Source organism: Paraburkholderia sp. BL10I2N1 (assembly GCF_004361815.1).
Lineage (GTDB): Bacteria > Pseudomonadota > Gammaproteobacteria > Burkholderiales > Burkholderiaceae > Paraburkholderia.
In genome coordinates, this window is the sequence record NZ_SNWA01000001.1 from 54,352 (window position 1) to 75,154 (window position 20,803).

At 63.1% G+C, this 20,803-nt stretch carries 15 protein-coding genes; 5 read left to right on the forward strand and 10 right to left on the reverse strand.

Annotation, left to right across the window (positions count from 1 at the left end):
• Nucleotides 1–117 precede the first annotated feature (117 nt).
• Nucleotides 118–1,899 (reverse strand): lipid A export permease/ATP-binding protein MsbA, encoded by a 1,782-nt coding sequence (gene msbA / locus B0G77_RS00305; RefSeq protein ID WP_133660340.1) that lies wholly within the window; start codon nt 1,897–1,899, stop codon nt 118–120.
• A gap of 312 nt (nt 1,900–2,211) precedes the next feature.
• On the opposite strand from msbA, the gene B0G77_RS00310 reads away from it, so the two are divergent.
• The gene (locus B0G77_RS00310) at nt 2,212–3,000 is read left to right on the forward strand and encodes a glycosyltransferase family 2 protein (RefSeq protein ID WP_243750881.1); all 789 of its coding nucleotides are present in this window, start codon (nt 2,212–2,214) and stop codon (nt 2,998–3,000) included.
• Between the two features lie 107 nt (nt 3,001–3,107).
• Entirely contained in the window at nt 3,108–3,950 is an 843-nt protein-coding gene (locus B0G77_RS00315) for a glycosyltransferase family 2 protein (protein ID WP_133660341.1), read from the forward strand.
• A 198-nt stretch (nt 3,951–4,148) separates the two neighbouring features.
• Here B0G77_RS00315 and B0G77_RS00320 read toward each other — a convergent pair whose 3' ends face one another.
• The 3 genes from B0G77_RS00320 to dnaE form a co-directional block, all read right to left on the reverse strand.
• Entirely contained in the window at nt 4,149–5,420 is a 1,272-nt protein-coding gene (locus B0G77_RS00320; protein WP_133660342.1) for an O-antigen ligase family protein, read from the reverse strand.
• 315 nt (nt 5,421–5,735) lie between these two features.
• Nucleotides 5,736–6,932 (reverse strand): glycosyltransferase family 9 protein, encoded by a 1,197-nt coding sequence (locus B0G77_RS00325; protein WP_133660343.1) that lies wholly within the window; start codon nt 6,930–6,932, stop codon nt 5,736–5,738.
• Between the two features lie 10 nt (nt 6,933–6,942).
• Nucleotides 6,943–10,515, reverse strand: a complete 3,573-nt coding sequence (gene dnaE / locus B0G77_RS00330; protein ID WP_133660344.1) for a DNA polymerase III subunit alpha — start codon at nt 10,513–10,515, stop codon at nt 6,943–6,945.
• A 228-nt stretch (nt 10,516–10,743) separates the two neighbouring features.
• Here dnaE and B0G77_RS00335 point away from each other — a divergent pair, with 228 nt between their 5' ends.
• Nucleotides 10,744–11,607 carry a sulfurtransferase gene (locus tag B0G77_RS00335; RefSeq protein WP_133660345.1) on the forward strand — a complete coding sequence of 288 codons (864 nt, stop codon included), beginning with the start codon at nt 10,744–10,746 and terminating at the stop codon, nt 11,605–11,607.
• A gap of 88 nt (nt 11,608–11,695) precedes the next feature.
• On the forward strand, nt 11,696–12,604 hold the full coding sequence (gluQRS, locus tag B0G77_RS00340; protein ID WP_133660346.1) for a tRNA glutamyl-Q(34) synthetase GluQRS: 909 nt from the start codon (nt 11,696–11,698) through the stop codon (nt 12,602–12,604).
• Nucleotides 12,605–12,708: 104 nt separating this feature from the next.
• Here the strand turns inward: gluQRS and B0G77_RS00345 are convergent, their stop codons facing one another.
• From B0G77_RS00345 to purT, 6 genes are all read right to left on the reverse strand, one after another.
• A complete protein-coding gene (locus B0G77_RS00345) occupies nt 12,709–14,166 on the reverse strand; it encodes a DEAD/DEAH box helicase (protein ID WP_133660347.1) in 1,458 nt (485 codons plus the stop codon).
• Nucleotides 14,167–14,527: 361 nt separating this feature from the next.
• Nucleotides 14,528–15,964 (reverse strand): aldehyde dehydrogenase family protein, encoded by a 1,437-nt coding sequence (locus B0G77_RS00355; RefSeq protein WP_133660348.1) that lies wholly within the window; start codon nt 15,962–15,964, stop codon nt 14,528–14,530.
• A gap of 81 nt (nt 15,965–16,045) precedes the next feature.
• The gene (locus tag B0G77_RS00360) at nt 16,046–17,698 is read right to left on the reverse strand and encodes an acetolactate synthase large subunit (RefSeq protein ID WP_133660349.1); all 1,653 of its coding nucleotides are present in this window, start codon (nt 17,696–17,698) and stop codon (nt 16,046–16,048) included.
• 280 nt (nt 17,699–17,978) lie between these two features.
• Nucleotides 17,979–18,347, reverse strand: a complete 369-nt coding sequence (locus tag B0G77_RS00365; protein WP_133660350.1) for an MliC family protein — start codon at nt 18,345–18,347, stop codon at nt 17,979–17,981.
• Between the two features lie 59 nt (nt 18,348–18,406).
• Nucleotides 18,407–18,592 carry a DUF6726 family protein gene (locus B0G77_RS00370; RefSeq protein ID WP_133663975.1) on the reverse strand — a complete coding sequence of 62 codons (186 nt, stop codon included), beginning with the start codon at nt 18,590–18,592 and terminating at the stop codon, nt 18,407–18,409.
• A 131-nt stretch (nt 18,593–18,723) separates the two neighbouring features.
• Complete coding sequence (gene purT / locus B0G77_RS00375; RefSeq protein WP_133660351.1) at nt 18,724–19,938, reverse strand: formate-dependent phosphoribosylglycinamide formyltransferase; 1,215 nt, start codon at nt 19,936–19,938, stop codon at nt 18,724–18,726.
• A gap of 119 nt (nt 19,939–20,057) precedes the next feature.
• Here purT and B0G77_RS00380 point away from each other — a divergent pair, with 119 nt between their 5' ends.
• The gene (locus tag B0G77_RS00380) at nt 20,058–20,657 is read left to right on the forward strand and encodes an META domain-containing protein (protein ID WP_133660352.1); all 600 of its coding nucleotides are present in this window, start codon (nt 20,058–20,060) and stop codon (nt 20,655–20,657) included.
• The last annotated feature ends 146 nt before the right edge of the window (nt 20,658–20,803 follow it).

A 20,803-nucleotide genomic window follows, 5' to 3' on the forward strand; every position in this document is an offset into this window, starting at 1 on the left:
CTACCTAAGCCGGGCAATTCGGCTGATGGCAAAAAGACTCGTCAGAGGTCCTCTGACATCAGCCACCCAAAGGCAGATATACACCTGCCTCCGCTCCCTCCACCAGAGTGCGGCGTACTACGCCGCCTGCTGCTGGTACTGGATCTTGTGCAGATGGGCGTAGAGCCCGTCAGTTTGCAGCAGTTCCTCGTGACTGCCCTGCTCGACGATACGCCCGCTCTCCATCACGAGAATGCGGTCCGCACGCTCGATCGTAGACAGCCGGTGCGCGATGACGAGCGTCGTGCGTCCCTTCATCAACGTCTCGAGCGCGGCCTGCACGTGGCGCTCCGATTCCGAATCGAGCGCCGAGGTCGCCTCGTCGAGAATCAGGATCGGCGCATCCTTGTAGATCGCGCGGGCAATCGCCAGACGCTGCCGCTGTCCGCCCGACAGGCGCATGCCGTTGCCCCCGATCAGCGTATCAATGCCCTCGGGCATCGCCGCCACTGCATCCGACAGGTTCGCAGCGCGCAGCGCGGCTTCGACGCGCGCCCGGTCCGGCGTATGGCCGTACGCGACGTTGGCGGCGATTGAATCGTTGAACAGCACGACGTCCTGGCTCACCATCGCCATCTGGCTGCGCAGATCGTGCACGCCGTATTCGTCGATCGACACGCCATCGACGAGGATCTGCCCACCCGTCGGCGAGAAAAAGCGTGGCAGCAAATTGACGAGCGTCGTCTTGCCGCTGCCCGACGGTCCTGCGAGCGCGATCATCTCGCCGGGTCTGACCGTGAATGACACGCGGTCGAGCGTCGGACGATCGACTGCGCCATACGTAAACGAGACGTCGCGGAATTCGATGTCGCCGCGCGCGTGCTCGAGCTTGCGTCCGCCGCCTTCCGGCTCGACCGGCTCATCGATGAGACCGAAGATCAGCTCGCACGCGGTCATCCCACGCTGCAATGGCTGATTGACATCGATCAGGTGCTTGAGCGGTGATATGACGAGCAGCATCGACGTGACGAACGCGACAAAGCCACCGACCGTCGTCTGGTCATGCGCCGATTGCACGACCGCGATCGTGATGACGATCGCGAGCGCGATCGACGCGAGAAACTGCGTGAGCGGCTGTGCAAGACCTCCGGCCACGATCATACGCATCGCATAGCCGCGCAGACGCTTGCTCATCTCGCTGAAACGGTCGATCTCGTACGCCTCGCCGTTGTGCACCTTGACGACCTTGTAGCCGCCGACCGTCTCCTCGACGATGTACGACAGCTCGTTGGTCAGCAGCTGCTGCTCGCGGCCGAGCCGCCGCAAGCGCCGGTTGATCTTGCTGACGAGCCATCCGATGCCCGGCAGGATCACCGCGACGATCAGCGTAAGCCGCCAGTTCAGGTAGAAAAGATAGCCAAGCAGAAAAATGACCGTCAGCGAGTCGCGCACGAGCGTCACCATCACGCCGATCAGCACGTTCAGGATCTGATTGACCTCGAACACGATTGCGTTGATGACCGTGCTAGCGGTTTCGCGCTGGAAAAACGACGCACTCGCATGGATCATCCGGTTGAACATATCAAGCCGCAGTTGCAGCAGGATGCGGTTCGACACATACGAAAGCAGGTATTGCGACGCATATTGCGCGGCGCCGCGCACGAGTGCGAGGCCGATCACCGCAACAGGCACGAACAGGACCGCCCGCCGACTGGCGTTGGCGCCGAAACCGTGGTCAAGCAGGGGTTTCAGGAGCGCTGGAATCCCGGCGTCAGTCGCGGCGCTGACGCCCATCGTGAAGATGGCGAGCACCACCACCCAGACGAGCGGCCGGACGTATGGCCAAAGCCGTTTCATCACCGCAGACGGCGATGTGCGCTCAGCGCCGATCGGCTTATTCAAACTTGTTTGGGTATCCAAGAAATTCCCTTCGATTGCAATTGACACCGCACGCGCGGCGACTTTGGGCAAGCCATGAGGCATCGACTCGTCGCGCGTCGGCGTTGCGAGGCACCCCCGAGGCGCCCTTGGTCAGCGCCTCTGGTCACGAGGCGAGGAACTGCTCGCACGGAGTAGTCATGCGGTGCGAAAAATCGGAACATTATAACCGCCGCCCCTCACAGGCTGGCATTTCGGTTCGGTCGCGCCAACGCCGCCCGGGCGCAATCCGGCATGGCTTGCCACGACCGGTATACTCGCGCTCACCCATTTAAAACGTGACGACACCACGACGTGCAGCCTTCGACAATCGATTCCACCGCAGCCCCCACCGTCGGCGTTGCCCTCATCGCGCGCAACGCTGCAGCGAGGCTTGCGCAATGCCTGGCGGCGCTTTCATTCGCCGACGACATCGTTGTCATCGACGGTGGCAGCACCGACGAGACGGTATCGATCGCGCAGGCGCACGGCGCACGTGTGATCGTTCACACCGACTGGCCAGGCTTCGGCCCGCAAAAGAACCGGGCCGTCGAGGCGCTGTCGGCAGACTGGATTCTGTCGATCGATACCGACGAGATAGTCTCGCCTGAGCTGGCGGCGTCGATCCAGGCCGCGATTCGCGCGCCACGCGCCGAAGTCTACGCGCTCGACCGTCTTTCCAGCTTCTGCGGACAGTGGGTCCGCCATAGCGGCTGGTATCCCGACTGGGTGCCGCGTCTCTTCAAGCGCGGGGCCGCACGCTTCTCGGACGATCTCGTACACGAATGTCTCGTCTTCGAGACGCCTGCCGCGCGTCTCGAAGGCAAGCTGATTCACTACTCGTATGAGGACTTCGAGACCGTGCTGCGCAAACTCGACGACTATTCGAGCGCCGGGGCCCAGCAGCGCCACGCGGCCGGCAAGCGCGGCGGCTTTGGCAAGGCACTTGGGCGCGGCGCGTGGGCGTTCATTCGCACTTACCTGCTGCGGCGCGGCTTCCTGGACGGCCGCACGGGTTTCATGATCGCTGTCTTCAATGCGGAGACGGTCTATTACCGGTTCCTGAAGCTCGATGCAGCGAACCGGCATCACGATGGCGAATAGGCGCCGAGGCGTCTGCGTCGGCGCAACGGGTGGCGGTACAATGCAGCCAGTTTTTTTGCCGGCGCTTTAAATGTGCGCCGTGTCAACGACAACCAATCCCGATCTCGATGTTCTCAATCATCATTCCGACCTGGAACAATCTCGCCTACCTGCAATGGGTGGTCGAGAGCATTCGTCGAAACTCGACACACGAGCATCAGATCATCGTCCACGTCAACGACGGCTCGGACGGCACGCTCGCATGGGTGCACAATGAAGGTATCGAACATACGGCCTCGCCGGCCAATATCGGCATCTGCCACGCGGTCAATCTTGCGGCGGCACGCGCGACGCGCGACTACGTCGTCTACATGAACGACGACATGTACTGTTGCCCCGGCTGGGACGACGCGCTTGCGCGACGCATTCCGCAGATGCCGTCCGACCTGTTCATGCTGTCGGGAACGATGATTGAGCCGGTCGATACAGGCAATCCGTGCGTCGTCGTGAGCGACTTCGGCCGCGATGCGCAATCGTTCCGGGCCGAAGATCTGATCGCCGCCACGCGGCAACTCCAACGCGCCGACTGGCGTGGCGCCACCTGGCCACCGACGCTGGTCCCTCGCGACTGGTGGAACAAGGTCGGCGGCTACAGCAGTGAACTCAGCCCCGGGATGAGCAGCGACAACGACTTCTCGATGAAGATGTGGGATGCCGGTTGCCGTGTCTTTCTCGGAGTGGGCGATAGCCTCGTCTATCACTTCCAGCAGAAAAGTACGGGCAAGATCGTCAAAAACAACGGACGCCGGCAGTTCCTGAACAAATGGGGAATGACGCAGGCGACGTTCGATCGCTTCTATCTGCGCCGCGGGCAACCGGTTGGCGAGCGGCTCGATGTGCCTGAGCCGGAAACGACCGGAGCATTGCGGCGAGCGCTCCTCAAGTCCCGCATCAAACGGGCATTCAGTTAGCGGCGCCAGAGAGCTCGCGGCGCGTCTGCGCCGTCGCACTCGTTGGGGAAAGACGTAGAACGCTGCGCGGGTAAACTGGGCTCCCCTGCTTTGAGATCGCGAGTGGGCACCGGCGTGAAAGACAGGCTCATACGTATAACGCGAGCGTGATCCGACCTGCAAACCACGTGGCACAGGTCCGCCATACTTTCGACCGCGCTAGCCCACCGTGGCTACGTTTGACGTATCGCGTCTGGCAACAGTCTGCGTGCGATAGCCACAGCCAAGGAGAATCCCCGCGAGCAGTACCAGCAGATGACCTTCGGCGAAATCGAGCAGCAGCGAATTGGCGAGGCAGCTGATAGCGAACGCGGCAAGCCAGGCCAATAGCAACTGACGCGAACGCGGGTCCAGTGAGCGCGCGTCGCGTCCGATCTGGATCAGCAGATTCACGAACAGCACAAAGCCGATCGCACCCAACTGCACTGCCATCAGCAGATATTCGTTATGCGGATTCTGGGTCAACTGACCTTCCGCTTCCGTTTTGCCCTGGGTCAACTTTTTGAATTCGACGCCGAGCCCACCTGCCCCGTAGCCGATCAGCGGACGTTCGCGGATCAGCTCAAAACACTTCCGGTACCATTCGAGTCGCAGCCCGGTCGAAGTGATCGCATTGCTTTGCCGGTATTCGTGCACTTCGGTTGCAACCTGGAGCAGGCGTCCTCCCTGCATGGTGCAGGCGACCGCAACCAGCAGGCCCGCGGCAGCGAGGACCGCGCTGACGGACAAACCCGCGCGCAGCGGCGACTGGTCGTGCTTACGCCATGCGAATCGCACCGCAACGGCCAGCATGAACAGCAACGCGATCACCTGACCCGTCCGGCCCTGCATCATCACGAATACGTTGATCAACGCGAGCACTGCGATCGCCGCAAACGCGATCCGCGCCCGGCTGTGGCGCGTCACCATCGCGAGATCCGCGGCTTGATAGAACAGTAGCGCGCCGAACAGGCCCGCCGCAATGTGGTTCTTGAACACCCACGCACGCGACAGCGGCAATTCAGCTGCATGAGCCGGTCCGATCGCGGTCAGTCCGAGATAGTTCGTCGTCGACAGTAGCAGGATTACGCACAGGGTCGCAAACCAGCTCCAGCGCACGACGCCGGCCCAGTCCGAATCCTTGAATGCAACGATCGCGAGCGGCAACAGCAGCAACTTGTCGTACTTGCCGATCCACGACCATGCGTCGCTATGCGGCGCGACGGTATAGGCAACGCTCACGATCAGCGCGACGAGCAGTAGCAGCGCGGAGACCGCAGTCCGGTTTCGGAACATCGACGGCAGATTGCGCCAGAATTCGGGTGCGCTCAGCAAAGCGATGACAAACAGGGCACAGGCTATGTTGGTGAGCGCGGTCGAGACCGGCACCAGACACAGTGCGACAACGGCGAAGATGCGCGAGGCGGTCAATCGGTGCGAAACGTTATACATAGGTAAGAACGCTGAAGTTCGGTGAAGCAGAGGTTGGCTGGACCAGCGCCGCGCGCGGGGCACGATAGCTTTCGTACGACGGTTTCGCTGACCAGCAAGGGGCGAAGTATATCAACTGGCTGCGGGTCCCTGTCCTGGTCGGCGCCGTCAGGCGGAGTTGTATGGGGTCAGTACACGGGATGGAAGGTGCTCATGAAAAAGCAGACTGTCGGAAAAACCCACAACCAGTTTTCGCCAACGAGGCGCATATCACGGCGAAATGCAACGAACGCTTCGTCACGTTAGCAATGTCGTCCGATTCGTCAATGCAACCACCTACGTGCCGTCGCCCAGCCTTAGCAGCGACGTATCGACGATCGACTGGATAACCGCCGGATTCGCGACCGATGGAGCCGGCAAGCCGAGCAGTTCGGCCGCTGCGCCGATAACACGGCTGGCACCGAGATTCGCCAGGCAATCGCTACGGCTTTCGACATGCCCCTCGCAACCTTCGCCCCGGCACGGCACACAGTCGCCCTCTCCCTGGAGCAGATAAACATTGCTATGACGGCCCGACCCGCGCAGAGGCCAGGGATCGACTCCGGCCGGCCATCCGCACGGCCACGGCCCCCAGCGAACTGGGTCAGACGGGCCGAATAACGCGATCGTCGGCGTACCGGTGGCCGCGGCAATGTGCGTGGCGCCCGTGTCCGGACCCACGTAGAGCCTGGCCTGCCGAATCATTTCCGCGCTTTCGCCAAGCGACAATTGCCCGACCATATTGAGCACCGGGCCGCCAGCCGCGGCAGCAACCCGCTCCGCGTACTCCCGTTCCTCCGCAGCCGGGCCGCCGCTCAACGCAATCGCGAAACCAAGCGAACGCAGCCAGGCGATCAACTCGACCCAGCCTTCGAGGTGCCAGCGCTTGTACGCAAACATCGGGTACGGGTGTAACACCACGAACGGCTGGCCGGCAAGTACGGCGGGCGGCGCGTGAATGCGTGCATCGAACTCCGCGCGCCGCACAGGGTCGTCGCCAATGCCGGGCGCAACGACCTCGGCGCGCGGCTCGATCCCCAAAAGCGGCGTCAGCGCGAGGCTGCTGTTGACCGTATGGACCGACTCGTGGTGATTGATGGCAATGCCGTGCAGCATCAGCCGGGTCAGCAGTGTGACGCGGTTGGGATCGACGAGTCCGATGCGCTTCTTGCCCGCGAACCAGCAATAGAAACGCGGACGATCTGAACTGACGGCGGCGCAAGCGAGATCGTAGCGGCGCCAGATCTTCGCTGCATCAGCAATCCGTTCCCGCAGCCTGGCGCGCTGTGCGACGACAATCACGCGGCGCACGTCAGGATTGTGTTCGAGTATCCCTTCGGTGCCGCGGAACACGAGCATGTCGATCGGAGTATCGGGCCATTGAGCCTTCAGTGACCGGACGAACGGCGTCGTGAGCAGCACATCGCCGATGCGGCGGGTGCAGACGACGAGGATGCTGCGCGGCGGACGGGAAGTCGAAAATAATGCAGCCACGGTCGGGGACTCAATAAACGATCTCAATCGCGCTTCCCGCGAACTCGCCGCGCAAAGCGTTCAGCAATTCGTCGGTCGGTTTTACGCGCCACTGGTCGCCGAGCCGCACCTCGCCTTCCGCATGTTCGCTGCGATAGATGATCTGCACCGCAAGACCATTCGGTATCTGCACAGGCGCGCGCTGCCGGCCGCCATCGCCCCCGTAACCGCCATTGCCGCCGCGCCCGCCACCGCCGCGCGATGGGGCGGGTGCGGGTGCGGCCTGCGCCGTCTCCTGCGGACCGGCGCAATGCGCCTCGAGCACGCGACGCAACGCCTGCGCATCGGTATTGCCGTTCATCTGCACCTTGACAGCCTGTGCGTAGCGACTGCGTGCCCGTTCGAGGTCCATGACCGTATCGACGGTAAAGCGGATCCCGCCCGTGAACGCGTCGTTACGCGCCTGCCCTTGCACGACGAGAAGCTCATCTTCCTTGAAGAGCTGCTTGTGTGCCTCGAACTGCTCGTTGAAAACGGTGACTTCGCACTGACCCGTGCCGTCGTCGAGCAATGCGATCAGCATCTTGCCGCGCTGGGTCATCTGCGTGCGCAGCGACGCGATCACGCCCGCAACCAGCTTGTCGCGCCCTTCCTTCAGTTCGCCGATCTTCTGGCGAACGAAGCGGCGCACTTCGCCCTTGTACGCGTCGAACAGATGCCCGGACAGGTAAAAACCAAGTGCGGCTTTCTCTTCCTGAAGCTTCTTCTTTTCCGGCCATGCCGGTTCGTCGACGAGTTCGTGGCCTTGCGACGGCTCATCGCCCATGTCGAAGAGGCCCGCCTGCAACGCATTGGCGCTGGCCTGATCGGCTGCTTCCATCGCGAGCGAAACGGACGCGATCAATTGCGCGCGGTTCTCGTGCAATTGATCGAACGCGCCTGCGCGAATGAGTGCCTCGACGGTCCGACGGTTCACTACCCGGCGGTCGATGCGGTTGCAGAAGTCGAAGATATCAATGAACAGCCCTTCTTCGCGTGCACGGAGGATTTCCTCGATCGCGTTCTGGCCACTGCCCTTGATTGCGCCGAGACCATAGCGGATCGTCTTCGACCGCTTGCCGTCGGCTTCGGCGACAGGCTCGAAGCGATATGCCGACTGGTTGACGTCCGGCGGCAACACCTTCATCCCGTTCGTGATGCAGTCTTCGAACAGGATCTTGACCTTGTCGGTGTCATCCATGGCGAGCGACATATTCGCTGCCATGAATTCAGCCGGATGGTGCGCCTTCAGCCACGCGGTAAAGTACGCGAGCAGCGCGTAGGCCGCCGCGTGCGACTTGTTGAAGCCGTAGCCTGCGAACTTCTCCATCAAGTCGAAGATTTCGTCGGCCTTTTCGGCCGTTAGGCCGTTCTTCGCCGCACCTTCGCGGAACAACGCGCGGTGCTCGGCCATTTCCTCGGCCTTCTTCTTACCCATCGCGCGGCGCAGCAGGTCGGCGCCACCGAGCGAGTATCCGCCGATGATCTGCGCCATCTGCATCACCTGCTCCTGATAGACCATGATGCCGTAGGTCTCTTTCAGGATGGGCTCGACGCGCGGATCCGGATAGTCCACCACTTCGCGGCCGTGCTTACGCGCGCAGAAGCTCGGAATCAGGTCCATCGGGCCCGGACGGTACAGCGCCACGAGCGCAATGATGTCCTCGAAACGGTCAGGCTGCGCGTCCTTCAGCATGCCCTGCATGCCGCGGCTTTCCAGCTGGAACACGGCGACCGTATTCGCTTTCTTGAGGATCGAGAACGACGCGGGGTCGTCGAGCGGCACCTGGGCAAGCGACCAGTCTTTCTTCGACGGATCGAGCCGGCGAATATAACGCTCGGCCCAGTCGAGGATCGTCAGCGTGGTCAGGCCCAGAAAGTCGAACTTCACGAGGCCGACGGCTTCGACGTCGTCCTTGTCGTACTGGCTCACGACGCCGCTATCGTCGCCCTGCGTGTAGAGCGGGCAAAAATCGGTCAGCTTGCCGGGCGCGATCAACACGCCGCCCGCATGCATGCCGACGTTACGCGTCAGCCCTTCGACACGCTGCGCGAGTTCGAGCAACTGATGGACTTCGTCTTCGTTGTCGAAGCGCTCCTGCAGAAGCGGCTCTTCCTTCATCGCGTCGGCAATCGTCACGTGCTTGCCGGGCTTGAACGGAATAAGCTTCGCGATGCCATCCGTGAACATGTAGCCCAGATCGAGCACACGGCCGATGTCGCGCACCGCGGCCTTCGCCGCCATCGTGCCGAAGGTCGCGATCTGCGAGACGGCGTCCGCGCCATACTTCTGCTTCACGTACTGAATGACGCGGTCGCGCCCTTCCTGACAAAAGTCGATATCGAAGTCGGGCATCGACACCCGCTCCGGATTCAGGAAACGTTCGAACAGCAGGTTGTAGCGCAGTGGATCGAGGTCGGTCACGCCGAGCGCATAGGCGACGAGCGAACCCGCACCCGAGCCCCGGCCCGGCCCTACCGGCACGCCGTTGTTCTTGGCCCAGTTGATAAAGTCCGCAACGATCAGGAAGTAGCCCGGAAAGCCCATCTTGATGATCGTGCCGCACTCGAATTCGAGCCGCTGGTAATACGTTTCGCGCTGCGCGTCGCGTTCGGCCTGGTCCGGATACAGCTGCTCGAGCCGCTTCTCCAGCCCTTCCTTCGATAGCTGTACGAGGTAGTCGTCGAGCGACATGCCGTCGGGCGTCGGGAACAGCGGCAGCTTCGGCTTGCCGAGTTCGAGCGTGAGGTTGCAGCGTTTGGCGATCTCGACCGTGTTGGCCAGCGCCGACGGAATGTCAGCAAAAAGCGCCGCCATCTCGTCTTGCGACTGGAAATACTGATCGGTCGTGAAACGCTTCTGGCGACGCGGATTCGCGAGAATATCGCCTTCTGAGATACACACACGCGCTTCGTGCGCGGTGAAGTCGTCCGGCGTCATGAACTGCAGCGGATGCGTGGCGACGACCGGCAGTTTCAGCGCAGCGGCCAGCGCGACGGCCTGCTGGACGTAGGCTTCACCGCCCGGCTGCCCGCAACGCTGCAACTCGATATAGAAACCATTGGGAAACAGCGCGGCCCAGCGCTGCGCATTGCGCCTTGCGGCCTCTTCATTGCCGGCGGCCAGCGCCATGCCGACGTCGCCCTGTTGCGCACCAGAGAGCGCGAGCAGGCCTTCGCCAAGACCCGCTTCGAGCCAGCCGATCTCGACCTCCGCGCGGCCGCGATATTGATTCGTGAGCCACGCCTTCGTCAGTAGCTCGCACAGATTCAGGTAGCCGCGCCGGTCTTTGACCAGCAGCAAAAGCCGCGAAGGCTTGTCGCGATCATCGGGATTCGTGATCCAGACGTCGCAGCCGGCGACGGGTTTGACCCCTTTGCCACGAGCTTCCTTGTAGAAACGGACGAGACCGAACGCGTTGCCGAGGTCGGTGAGTGCGAGCGCGCCCTGACCGTCTTTGGCGGCGGCCTTGACGATGTCGTCAAGGCGCACGATGCCATCGGCAATCGAGAATTCGGAGTGGACGCGAAGATGAACGAAGCGGGGATCTGACATGGGCGACATTGTAACTCTACCCTCCCGAAGATTTGCGCCGAAAGCAAAGCGTTAGCCATTCGCCCAGGAGCGCCTGCGCCGGTTGCCGCGACCCTATGCCATCCGGCCGAATGCGGGCGTATCGGCGGGATGAGGGATAATACGGCTTTGAACCATTCTGCCGTGGCCGCACCGCGCGCCAGCGCGTTGCCAGGGCGCGATTTAGCGCCGCCCGCCACCTCTTGCTGCTGGACCATCATGAGTATCGTCAACCTCGCTGCCTATCAATTCGCGACCCTCGAAGCCATCGTCGAGTGGCGCCCGCTCGTCACCGAACGCTGCAACGCGCTCGGCCTGCGCGGCACCATCCTGCTCGCGCCGGAGGGCATCAACCTGTTCGTCGCCGGCACGCCCGAGGCCGCGCGTAATTTCATCGATTACATTCGCCACGATCCGCTCTTCGAGCGAAAATTTGCGGGCCTTCAGTTCAAGGAAAGCTTCTCGGAAAAGCAGCCATTCCGTCGCATGCTCGTCAAGCTGAAGCGCGAGATCATCACAATGAAAAAGCCGGCTATTCGCCCGGAACAGGGCCGTGCTCCATTCGTCGATGCACCCACGCTGAAAACATGGCTCGACCGCGGTCACGACGATGAAGGGCGCCCTGTCGTGATGCTCGATACGCGCAATGCGTTCGAGGTAGACGTCGGCACTTTCGAGCATGCGCTGGACTATCGGATCACGAAGTTCAGCGAATTTCCCGAGGTCGTCGAACAAAACCGCTCGGACCTCGAGGGCAAGACGGTCGTCTCGTTCTGCACGGGCGGGATTCGTTGCGAGAAGGCGGCGATCCATATGAAGGAAGTCGGCATCGAGAACGTCTACCAGCTCGAAGGCGGCATCCTGAAGTATTTCGAGGAAGTGGGCGGTGCGCACTATCAAGGCGACTGCTTCGTGTTCGACTACCGGACCGCGCTGAACCCGCAACTGGAGCCGACTTCGACAGTGCAATGCTTCGGCTGCCGTGCGGTGGTGAATGCAGAGGCGCAAGAGTCGCCGCTGTACACGCCGGGCAAGACCTGTCCTGAATGCCATCCGCAAAGGGACGGCGCACGCGCCGCGTGATGGCAGCGCCCGGTTTCGAGTCTGAACGGTCGCACGCGCAACCCGACATCGCGGCCGGCATAGCAGGCGCTCGCCAGACGCCTTGCCGATGACCGTGCCGACCTATCGCGGACGCTTCGCGCCGTCGCCCACCGGACCGCTGCATTTCGGCTCGCTCGTCAGCGCACTCGCAAGCTGGCTGGATGCGCGCGCACATGGCGGCGCATGGCTGGTGCGCATCGAAGACATCGACGCGCCACGCACGGTAGCCGGCGCCGCCGAGGATATTCTCGCGACACTCATGCGTTTCGGCATGCATCCTGACGAACCGCCGATGTGGCAAAGCCGGCGCACCGACGGCTATCAGCGGGCACTCGAGCAACTCGAGGCCAACGGATTGATCTATCCGTGCGGCTGCACGCGCAAGGAAATCGCCGATTCACTGCTGCAGGCACACGAACGCAACACGACCCTCGCCTACCCCGGCACGTGTCGTGGCGGCCTGCATGGCAAACCAGCACGCGCGTGGCGTCTGAGGGTCCCGGACGGCGACGCGGCCGTGATCACATTCGAGGATCGCTGGCAGGGACAGCAGACACAGGATCTGGCCACGGAAGTCGGCGACTTCGTACTGAAACGCGCCGATGGCCAATGGGCCTACCAGCTGGCGGTGGTGGTCGATGATGCGGATGCGGGCATTACGCACGTAGTGCGCGGCGCGGACCTGCTCGATTCGACCGCGCGGCAGATCTATCTGCAGCGTTGCCTCGATGTGCCGACGCCGTCATATCTGCACGTCCCGGTGGTCACGAACGAGGCAGGCGAAAAACTCAGCAAGCAGACTGGAGCAACCGCGCTCGATCACGCAGCGCCGTTAAGGACGCTTCACGCGGCGGCCACGCATCTGGGACTTGACCTGGGCTCAAGCATCAGCGGATCGCTGGACACTTTTTACGAGGCCGCAACGATGGCGTGGTCCCGGCGCATGGCGCAGATCGAAAAGCGCGGGCACCAGTAGCCCATTGTGCCGTGATGGCGGCGAACGCAAGATAAACCTGCGCCGCTGCCAGGCCCCCTCTCAGGCAGCAAGCAGGAGAGAGGCAAACACAGCAGCGAGGATGATCAGGAAGAGGTAGGCGTCTTGCGCGGCATCCCGAAGCCGCCGAGCAGGGCGGCGAGCGGTTGCCTCGAAGCCGGTTTCTGCGCAGCGGCGGGCGCTTCGTCTTCCTGCTTTGTCGAGGAAGGCGACGGCTCGTAAGGCTTAAGGAAGAAATCGTCGACAGGCGGCTGCGTGTGACGATGATGATGCGGCCGATCGAACGACGCCCCACCCGTCGGGCGACGACGTCCCGGACGCTCATCGCGCTCACGCCGGCCAACGCGTTCTTCGTGGTGATGGCGCACCGGCACATCGACAGTCAGACGCTGCACATCGAGCGGACGCTTGATCAGCTTTTCGATGTCTGCAAGCTGCTTGCGCTCGTTCGGGCTGCACAGCGAGAGTGCGTCACCCGACGCGCCTGCGCGGCCCGTACGGCCGATCCGGTGCACATAGTCTTCCGCGCTAAACGGCAGATCGAAGTTGATCACCGCCGGCAGTTCCACGATATCCAGACCGCGCGCAGCCACATCGGTCGCCACCAGTGCCTCGATCTCGCCGCGCTTGAACGCGTCGAGCGCCTGCATCCGCTCGTTCTGAGTCCGGTCGCCGTGAATGGCCGTAGCCACCACGCCGTCGCGCTCGAGCTGCCGCGCAAGACGGCTCGCGCCGATCTTGCTGTTGCAGAACACGATCACCTGCTTGAGGCTGCGCTCGCGGATCAGTTGCACCACCGCACCGGTCTTGTCCCCTTCCGCGACCTCGTAAACGATCTGCGTGACGTTCGTCGCGGTCGAATTGCTGCGCGCGACTTCGATCGTCTGCGGATTGCGCAGATAGGTCGCCGCCAGCTTCTTGATTTCGCCGGAGAACGTCGCCGAGAAGAGCAGCGTCTGACGCTCCTTCGGCAGCAGGTTCAGGATGCGCTGCAGGTCCGGCAGGAAGCCCATGTCGAGCATCCGGTCGGCTTCGTCGAGCACGAGAATCTGCACCTGGCCGAGATTCGCCGTCTTTTGCTGTACGTGGTCGAGCAGGCGCCCCGGCGTCGCGATCAGGATTTCCACGCCGCGCCGCAATTCGGCGGACTGCGGGTTCATGTCGACACCGCCAAATACCACCGCGCTGCGCAGCGGCGTGTGCTTCGCGTACGCCTGCACGTTTGCGGCAACCTGGTCGGCGAGTTCGCGCGTGGGCGTGAGGATCAGCGCGCGCACCGGGTGTCGCGCGGGCGAGGCGCTCGTGCTGGCCTGCGGCAACAGGCGCTGGATGATCGGCAGCGAGAAACTGGCGGTCTTGCCGGTGCCGGTCTGGGCGGCGCCCATGACGTCGCGGCCGGCGAGGACGACGGGGATGGCCTGGGACTGGATCGGCGTCGGCGTCGTGTAGCCCGAGTCCGTGACAGCCCTCAGAATGTCGGCGGAAAGGCCGAACTGGTCGAAGGTGGGTGTATCAGTGCTGGGCGTGACGGCTGTGTCGGACATGGTGGCTTTCGCTAAAAATGCGCCTGCGCGGTACGCGTGGCAGCGGACAAGGCCGCGGAGGGCATCAGGATGAAGGCGGAGCCACGGCGTGCCGCACGGGACCCGAATGAACTATGGGAAAGAATGCAGCCGGCTCCGGCCGACGGAAACATCCGCCGGAAAGGGCGGTATTGTAGCACTTCAGCAAAATCGCTCATGGCGCACGCACCCGCTTTCTGCTCCAGCCCCCTGCGACCGGCTTTCCGGGCGCGCGGCGGATTTGGCCCCAGGCAGCGTACGACACGTAGACGACATCTGCGTGACGGCGCTTCCAGCCAGTAGAAACAGCCTGGAAACGGGACGCGCCGCCACCCTGCCCCCGTCACCAGGTTTCGCGCATCACCATCAGCCGGAGTTCAGTCATATCCTCGATCGCGTAGCGGATACCTTCGCGGCCCAGCCCGGATTCCTTCACGCCGCCATATGGCATGTTGTCCACGCGGAACGACGGCACGTCGTTGATCACGACGCCGCCCACTTCCAGCCGATCCCACGCGCGATGCGCATGCGCGAGCGAATCGGTAAAGACGCCTGCCTGCAGCCCGAAGTCGCTGTCGTTGACCGTGTCCAGTGCCTGATCGAAATTGTCGAAGCGCTCGAGAATCGCCACCGGCCCGAACGCCTCCTTGCGATACAGGTCCTGATCGCGCCCGACGTTCTCCAGCACCGTCGCCTCGAACATCGCGCCGTCCACCCTGCCGCCCGCGACGATCTTCGCGCCCGCCTTGACCGCGGTTTCCATCCAGCCGGCGAGCCGGTTCGATTCCGATTCGGAGATCATCGGACCGACGAAGGTCGTCTCGTCCTTCGGGTCGCCCATTTTCAGCGACTTCGTTTTTGTGATCAGCCTGTCGCGTAGCGCGTCATAGAGGCTCGAGTGGATCAGGATCCGCTGCACGCCAATGCAGCTCTGCCCCGACTGATAGAACGCGCCGAAAGCGAGGCGGTCGACGACGTAATCGAGCTTGTTTTGCTGGTCGCCGTCGACGATCGCCGCCGCGTTGCCGCCCAGTTCCAGAATGACCTTTTTCTTGCCGGCCTTTTTCTTCAGGTCCCAGCCGACCGCGGGCGAACCGGTGAATGAAAGCAGCTTGAAGCGCTCGTCGGTGGTGAACAGATCGGCGCCGTCGCGGTGAGCAGGCAGGATCGAGAACGCGCCCTTCGGCAGGTCCGTTTCCGCGAGAATTTCGCCGATGATCAGCGCGCCGACCGGCGTGCGGCTGGCGGGCTTCAGCACAAACGGCACACCCGCTGCGAGACCCGGGGCCACCTTGTGTGCAGCCAGGTTGAGCGGAAAGTTGAACGGCGAGATGAACGAGCACGGCCCGATCGGCACGCGCTTCGTATAACCGTGGTAGCCCTTCGCCCGCGGGGAAATCTCCAGGTTGACGATCGCACCGTCGATGCGCACCGACTCTTCCGCCGCCACCTTGAACGTATCGATCAGCCGCGTGACTTCGCCGCGCGAATCGTTGATCGGTTTGCCGGCCTCGATGCACAGCGCCATCGCCAGTTCGTCGTAGCGTTCGCGAAAGCGCTTCACGCAATGCTCGAGCACGGCCTGGCGCTTGAAAGGCGGATAGTCGCGCAGCGCCGGCAGCGCGTCGACGGCCGCGCCGATTGCGCGGTCGATGGCCTTCGCGTCGGCAAGCGCGACGCGCGTCGCCACTTCGCCGCTGAATTTATCGGTGACTTCGAGATCGGTGTTCGCCGCGACCGGCTCGTTGGCGAGGTAGTACGGGTAAGAATTCTTCAGCATGACACGTTCTCCTTGAAGCGCAGCGACGGACGGGCGCGACCCGCACGACCACCGCGCGATCTGAACAGACCCGCTGCGGCCTCAGAGCTGGGCGCTCAGCCGTTTGATCTCCCGGTTCAAAACCCGCTCGTTATCCGAGTAATCGATCGGCAGATCGATCACGTGCACACCCGGGCTCGCGAAGCACTCGCGCAACAGCGGCGCGAATTCCGCCGCCGACGTGATCCGGTGGCCTTGCGCGCCATAGCTCTTCGCGTAGTCGACGAAATCCGGGTTGCGCAAGGTCATCCCGTAGTCGGGGAAGTTCATGTTTTCCTGCTTCCAGCGGATCATGCCGAACGCATCGTCGCGCAGTATCAGCACGACCAGATCGAGTTTGAGACGCACTGCCGTCTCCAGTTCCTGCGAATTCATCATGAAGCCGCCGTCGCCGCACACGGCCATCACCTTGCGCTCCGGATGCACGATCTTCGTCGCGATCGCCGACGGCAGCCCCGCGCCCATTGAAGCAAGCGCGTTGTCGAGCAGCAGCGAATTCGGTTCGTGCGCGCGGTAATAGCGCGCGAACCAGATCTTGTACATGCCGTTGTCGAGACAGACGATGCCGTCGACGGGCGTCGTCTCGTACACGTCGTTGACGATGCGCACGGGATACATCGGGAAGCGGTCGTCGAGTTGCCCTTTCACGAGATGCGCTTCGAAATGCGCCTTGATCTCCTTGAAGCGCGTGAAGTCCCAGTGCTCCTGGCGCGCCTTCAGGCTCTCCTTCAGTTGCCACACCGCGTTCGCGATATCGCCGACCACTTCGATCTGCGGGAAGTAAACCGTATCCACTTCCGCGCCGAGAAAATTCACGTGGATCACGGTCTTCTCGCCTGCATCGGCGCTGCGCATGAAGAACGGCGGCTTCTCGATCACGTCGTGGCCGACATTGATGATGCAGTCCGCGTGCTCGATCGCGCGATGCACGAAGTCGCCATCGGAAAGCGTCGCGTTGCCGAGCCACAACGGGTGCGATTCGTCGATCACGCCCTTGCCCATCTGCGTTGTGAAGAAGGGAATGCCGATCTGGTCGACGAATTCGCGCAGCATGGGCGTCGTCGTTTTGCGGTTACCGCCCGCACCGATCATCAGAAGTGGATGCTTTGCCTTCGTGATCGCGTCGACCGCGCGCGCAACCGCCTTTTCCTCGGCGACCGGACGCCGGCTGTAGCTCTTCGGAATCGGCTTGCCGTCGCCCTCTTCGTGCGCGACGTCTTCGGGCAGTTCGAGGTGCGTCGCGCCCGGCCGCTCTTCTTCAGCCTGGCGGAACGCTTCGCGCACCGACGCCGGAATGTTGGCAATCGACACGATCTGTCGCGTGTACTTCGTGAGCGGCTCCATCATTCGCACGACGTCGACAATCTGGAAGTGCCCCTGCTTGCTCGACTTGATCGGCTTCTGGCCGGTCACCATCAGCATCGGCATGCCACCGAGCTGCGAATACGCGGCAGCGGTGACGAAGTTGGTGGCGCCCGGGCCAAGCGTCGCCAGGCAGACGCCGGTGCGTCCTGTGAGGCGCCCGTACGTGGCCGCCATAAAACCCGCCGCCTGTTCGTGACGTGTCAGGATCAGCCTGACTTTCGAGCGGCGCAGCGATTCGAGGAGATCGAGATTTTCTTCGCCGGGAATGCCGAACACATATTCGACACCTTCTGCTTCCAGCGACTTGACGAACAGATCCGAAGCTTTCATTGAGAGTCTCGCTTGACGAACGGGCGCGGGCAAGCCCGCGCGATGTGATTCGGGGACGGACAATCGACGACGAACTCACGCGCCACGCACGGCACGGCGAGGCGCGCGAGTCAGACAGCTTACTACCGAGGGAGAAAAGATGTTCGCTGACCGGCACGCCGGCGCGGTCCGCGACAGTGGGAGACAACGATGAAGGAGAGGACGGCGGCAGGGGTTGGCACGCCACCGCATGGCGGCGAACCAGCGGACCCATAGAGCGACGGACTAGCGGACCAGCTGACTACCCAACAATGGTGACGCAATCGGCCAGGATCGGCGGCGTGTTCTCGCCCGCGGTGGCGTCGTAAAGATCGGCGCGCGGGCCCTTGGTCCACCAGATATAGCTGCCCGCCTGATACCTCACGCCCGACGCGGCGATCGTGTTGACAAACAGCAGTTGCTGCCCCTTGACTGGCACGAGCGCGAAACTTTGCCCGTTGGCGGCGTTCCAGTAGGTCACCTGCCGGATCTTGCCGGTCGCACAGGTGTATTTGCTCGTCTGACGGGTTTTCGTCTGGATTTCAGTCAGACGCAGCGGCGCAGCTAAAGCCGCGTTGCACAACAGGGAAACGCCCAGTACACCCGATATGACAAAGAGCCCGTTTTTCATCGAACTGCTCACTCCTGACAACGGATAACCACGGCGAACCACGATGGTGCAACGCTCTGTCATGGATCGATCACGTCCGCGCATGCATCGGTCGGGGCAGCCGCGACATGACCGACCACCGGCACGATCTTCAGGCCGGCCGAAGCAATCCGGCATGGCGCGGCCGCGAGGCCGCAGCCGGCAAGCCCCGCACACAGCGCGACGAGCACGCTCCCGCGGGCAATGCGGCTGCGTCGGTGAGGCACACGATGTTGCGTGCCCTGTTGCGTGCCCTGTTGCGCGCTTTCGCCTGACTTCACAGCGGGGTCCATGCTCGTATCTCCTGCGTCTCCTGGCACCGCAAACGCCCGCGACGGGCGGCTGCGCCATCAACTGCCTACTTTGCCGACACCGGCCGCACCGCCGCTGCCGCCTGTTTCGCCCGCGCGCGCGCCTCGTCGGTGGTCGCGCCGGTGGCGAGCGCCACGCCCATGCGGCGCTTCGTGAAGCTCTCAGGCTTGCCGAACAGGCGCAGATCGGCATTCGGCACTGCCAGCGCCTGCGCGACGCCTTCGAACGCGATACCCGCTTCTTCGAGGCCGCCATAAATCACCGCCGATGCGCCCGGCTCCCGCAGCGACGTATCCACCGGCAAACCGAGAATCGCACGCGCATGCAGTTCGAACTCGGAAAAGCGCTGCGAACACAGCGTGACGAGTCCCGTATCGTGCGGACGCGGGCTGACTTCGGAAAACCACACGTCGTCGCCACGCACAAAAAGTTCCACGCCGAAGAGGCCGCGCCCGCCCAGCGCCGTCGTCACCTTGTTTGCGATATCGCGCGAACGCTGCAGCGCGACCGGGCTCATCGGCTGCGGTTGCCACGATTCGACGTAGTCGCCCGCAACCTGCACGTGGCCGATCGGGTCGCAGAAATACGTGCTGATCTGGCCGGTCGCAGGATCGACGGCCCGCACGGTCAACTGGGTGATCTCGTAGTCGAAGTTGATGAAGCCTTCGACGATCACCCGCCCGCCTTTCACACGGCCACCCGCCATCGCGTACTGCCAGGCAGGTTCAATGTCGGCATCGCTTTTCAGCACCGACTGGCCCTTGCCGGACGACGACATCACCGGTTTCACCACGCACGGATAGCCCACTTTCGCGATGCCGGCTTTCAGATCGTCGAGCGAATCGGCGAATGCGTACGGCGAAGTCGCGAGTCCGAGTTCTTCGGCCGCAAGGCGGCGGATGCCTTCGCGGTTCATCGTCAGTTGCGTGGCACGCGCGGTCGGGATCACTTCGGCAAGCCCATCGGCTTCGATGGCGGCGAGCGCGTCGGTCGCGATGGCCTCGATTTCCGGCACGATCAGATGCGGCTTCTCGGCTTCGACAAGCGCGCGCAACGCGGCGCCGTCGGTCATGTCGATCACATGCGCACGGTGCGCAACCTGATGGCCAGGCGCATCGGCATAGCGGTCGACCGCAATCACTTCGATGCCGAGCCGCTGCAGCGCGATGATGACTTCCTTGCCCAGTTCGCCAGCGCCAAGCAGCATGACGCGTGTTGCGGATGTCGACAGCGGGGTGCCGATCCGTTGACCGATCTGCATGGGGTCTCCAGAAAATATCGAGATAAAAAAAGGGAACAGCGGATGTTAACATGCGCTCGCGTGCGGACTGGGGAGTGCGTTACCCTTACGCCTTCGCCAGTTTGAAGAGGAACGACGCCATGGCCCTTAAGTTTTTCGCACGACGTATTGCGCGTTGCATTGCTCCGTTCCACGACCGCTTTCATAGCCGCGTTCGCAGCCGCTCTATCAGCCCATTTTCCGTCCGGTGGCGCACACCGCTTGCCGCCCTGACCTTCGCTTCGCTGCTCACCGCCTGCGCGATTCCCGTCCATACCGACGCCTCCGCCGAAGCGCCCGATCCGTTCAACCCGGCCGCGACGCAGCTGCTCGACGACACGAAGTGGGAACTGACCAGCTGGAAACAGGCGGACGGCACGATGCGCGACGTACCGCACGGCGACACCGGCGAGCCGGTGTCGCTCGATCTGTCGACAGCTAGCGGCCAGCGCCGCGCGAGCGGCTTCTCGGGCTGCAACCGGTTTATGGGCGCCTATATGCTAAAAGACGGCAAGCTGTCGTTCGGACCGCTGGCGGGCACGCGCATGGCCTGCATGACACCGGGCGGCAAGATCGAAGGCGCCTTTCTCGACGCGCTCGGCCATATCGACCGTACCGGTGTCCAGATGCGCGCACCGCAACAGCTGCAGCTGATCCTCGAGAACGGCGACACGCTCGTCTTCGCTCAGCGCGGCCAATGATCGAAGGGGCCTCGATAGCTGCGCCGGCTGTCGGGATAGCCTGCGCGGCAGCCACTGGCTGCTGCGGATTGCGCACCCAAGGCCGCCGCTATTGGCCCCGGCATTCGCCCGCCTGTCTTAGAAGCGTCCCGCTTCACCGGTTAAAC

What these genes read in the sequence shown, in the direction of transcription:
- B0G77_RS00345 (WP_133660347.1), bottom strand. Translation starts at nt 14,166, where the DNA reads ATGTCCGACACAGCCGTCACGCCCAGCACTGATACACCCACCTTCGAC.
- B0G77_RS00320 (WP_133660342.1), bottom strand. Translation starts at nt 5,420, where the DNA reads ATGTATAACGTTTCGCACCGATTGACCGCCTCGCGCATCTTCGCCGTT.
- B0G77_RS00335 (WP_133660345.1), top strand. Translation starts at nt 10,744, where the DNA reads ATGAGTATCGTCAACCTCGCTGCCTATCAATTCGCGACCCTCGAAGCC.
- dnaE (WP_133660344.1), bottom strand. Translation starts at nt 10,515, where the DNA reads ATGTCGCCCATGTCAGATCCCCGCTTCGTTCATCTTCGCGTCCACTCC.
- B0G77_RS00315 (WP_133660341.1), top strand. Translation starts at nt 3,108, where the DNA reads ATGTTCTCAATCATCATTCCGACCTGGAACAATCTCGCCTACCTGCAA.
- B0G77_RS00365 (WP_133660350.1), bottom strand. Translation starts at nt 18,347, where the DNA reads ATGAAAAACGGGCTCTTTGTCATATCGGGTGTACTGGGCGTTTCCCTG.
- B0G77_RS00380 (WP_133660352.1), top strand. Translation starts at nt 20,058, where the DNA reads ATGGCCCTTAAGTTTTTCGCACGACGTATTGCGCGTTGCATTGCTCCG.
- B0G77_RS00355 (WP_133660348.1), bottom strand. Translation starts at nt 15,964, where the DNA reads ATGCTGAAGAATTCTTACCCGTACTACCTCGCCAACGAGCCGGTCGCG.
- B0G77_RS00360 (WP_133660349.1), bottom strand. Translation starts at nt 17,698, where the DNA reads ATGAAAGCTTCGGATCTGTTCGTCAAGTCGCTGGAAGCAGAAGGTGTC.
- purT (WP_133660351.1), bottom strand. Translation starts at nt 19,938, where the DNA reads ATGCAGATCGGTCAACGGATCGGCACCCCGCTGTCGACATCCGCAACA.
- gluQRS (WP_133660346.1), top strand. Translation starts at nt 11,696, where the DNA reads ATGACCGTGCCGACCTATCGCGGACGCTTCGCGCCGTCGCCCACCGGA.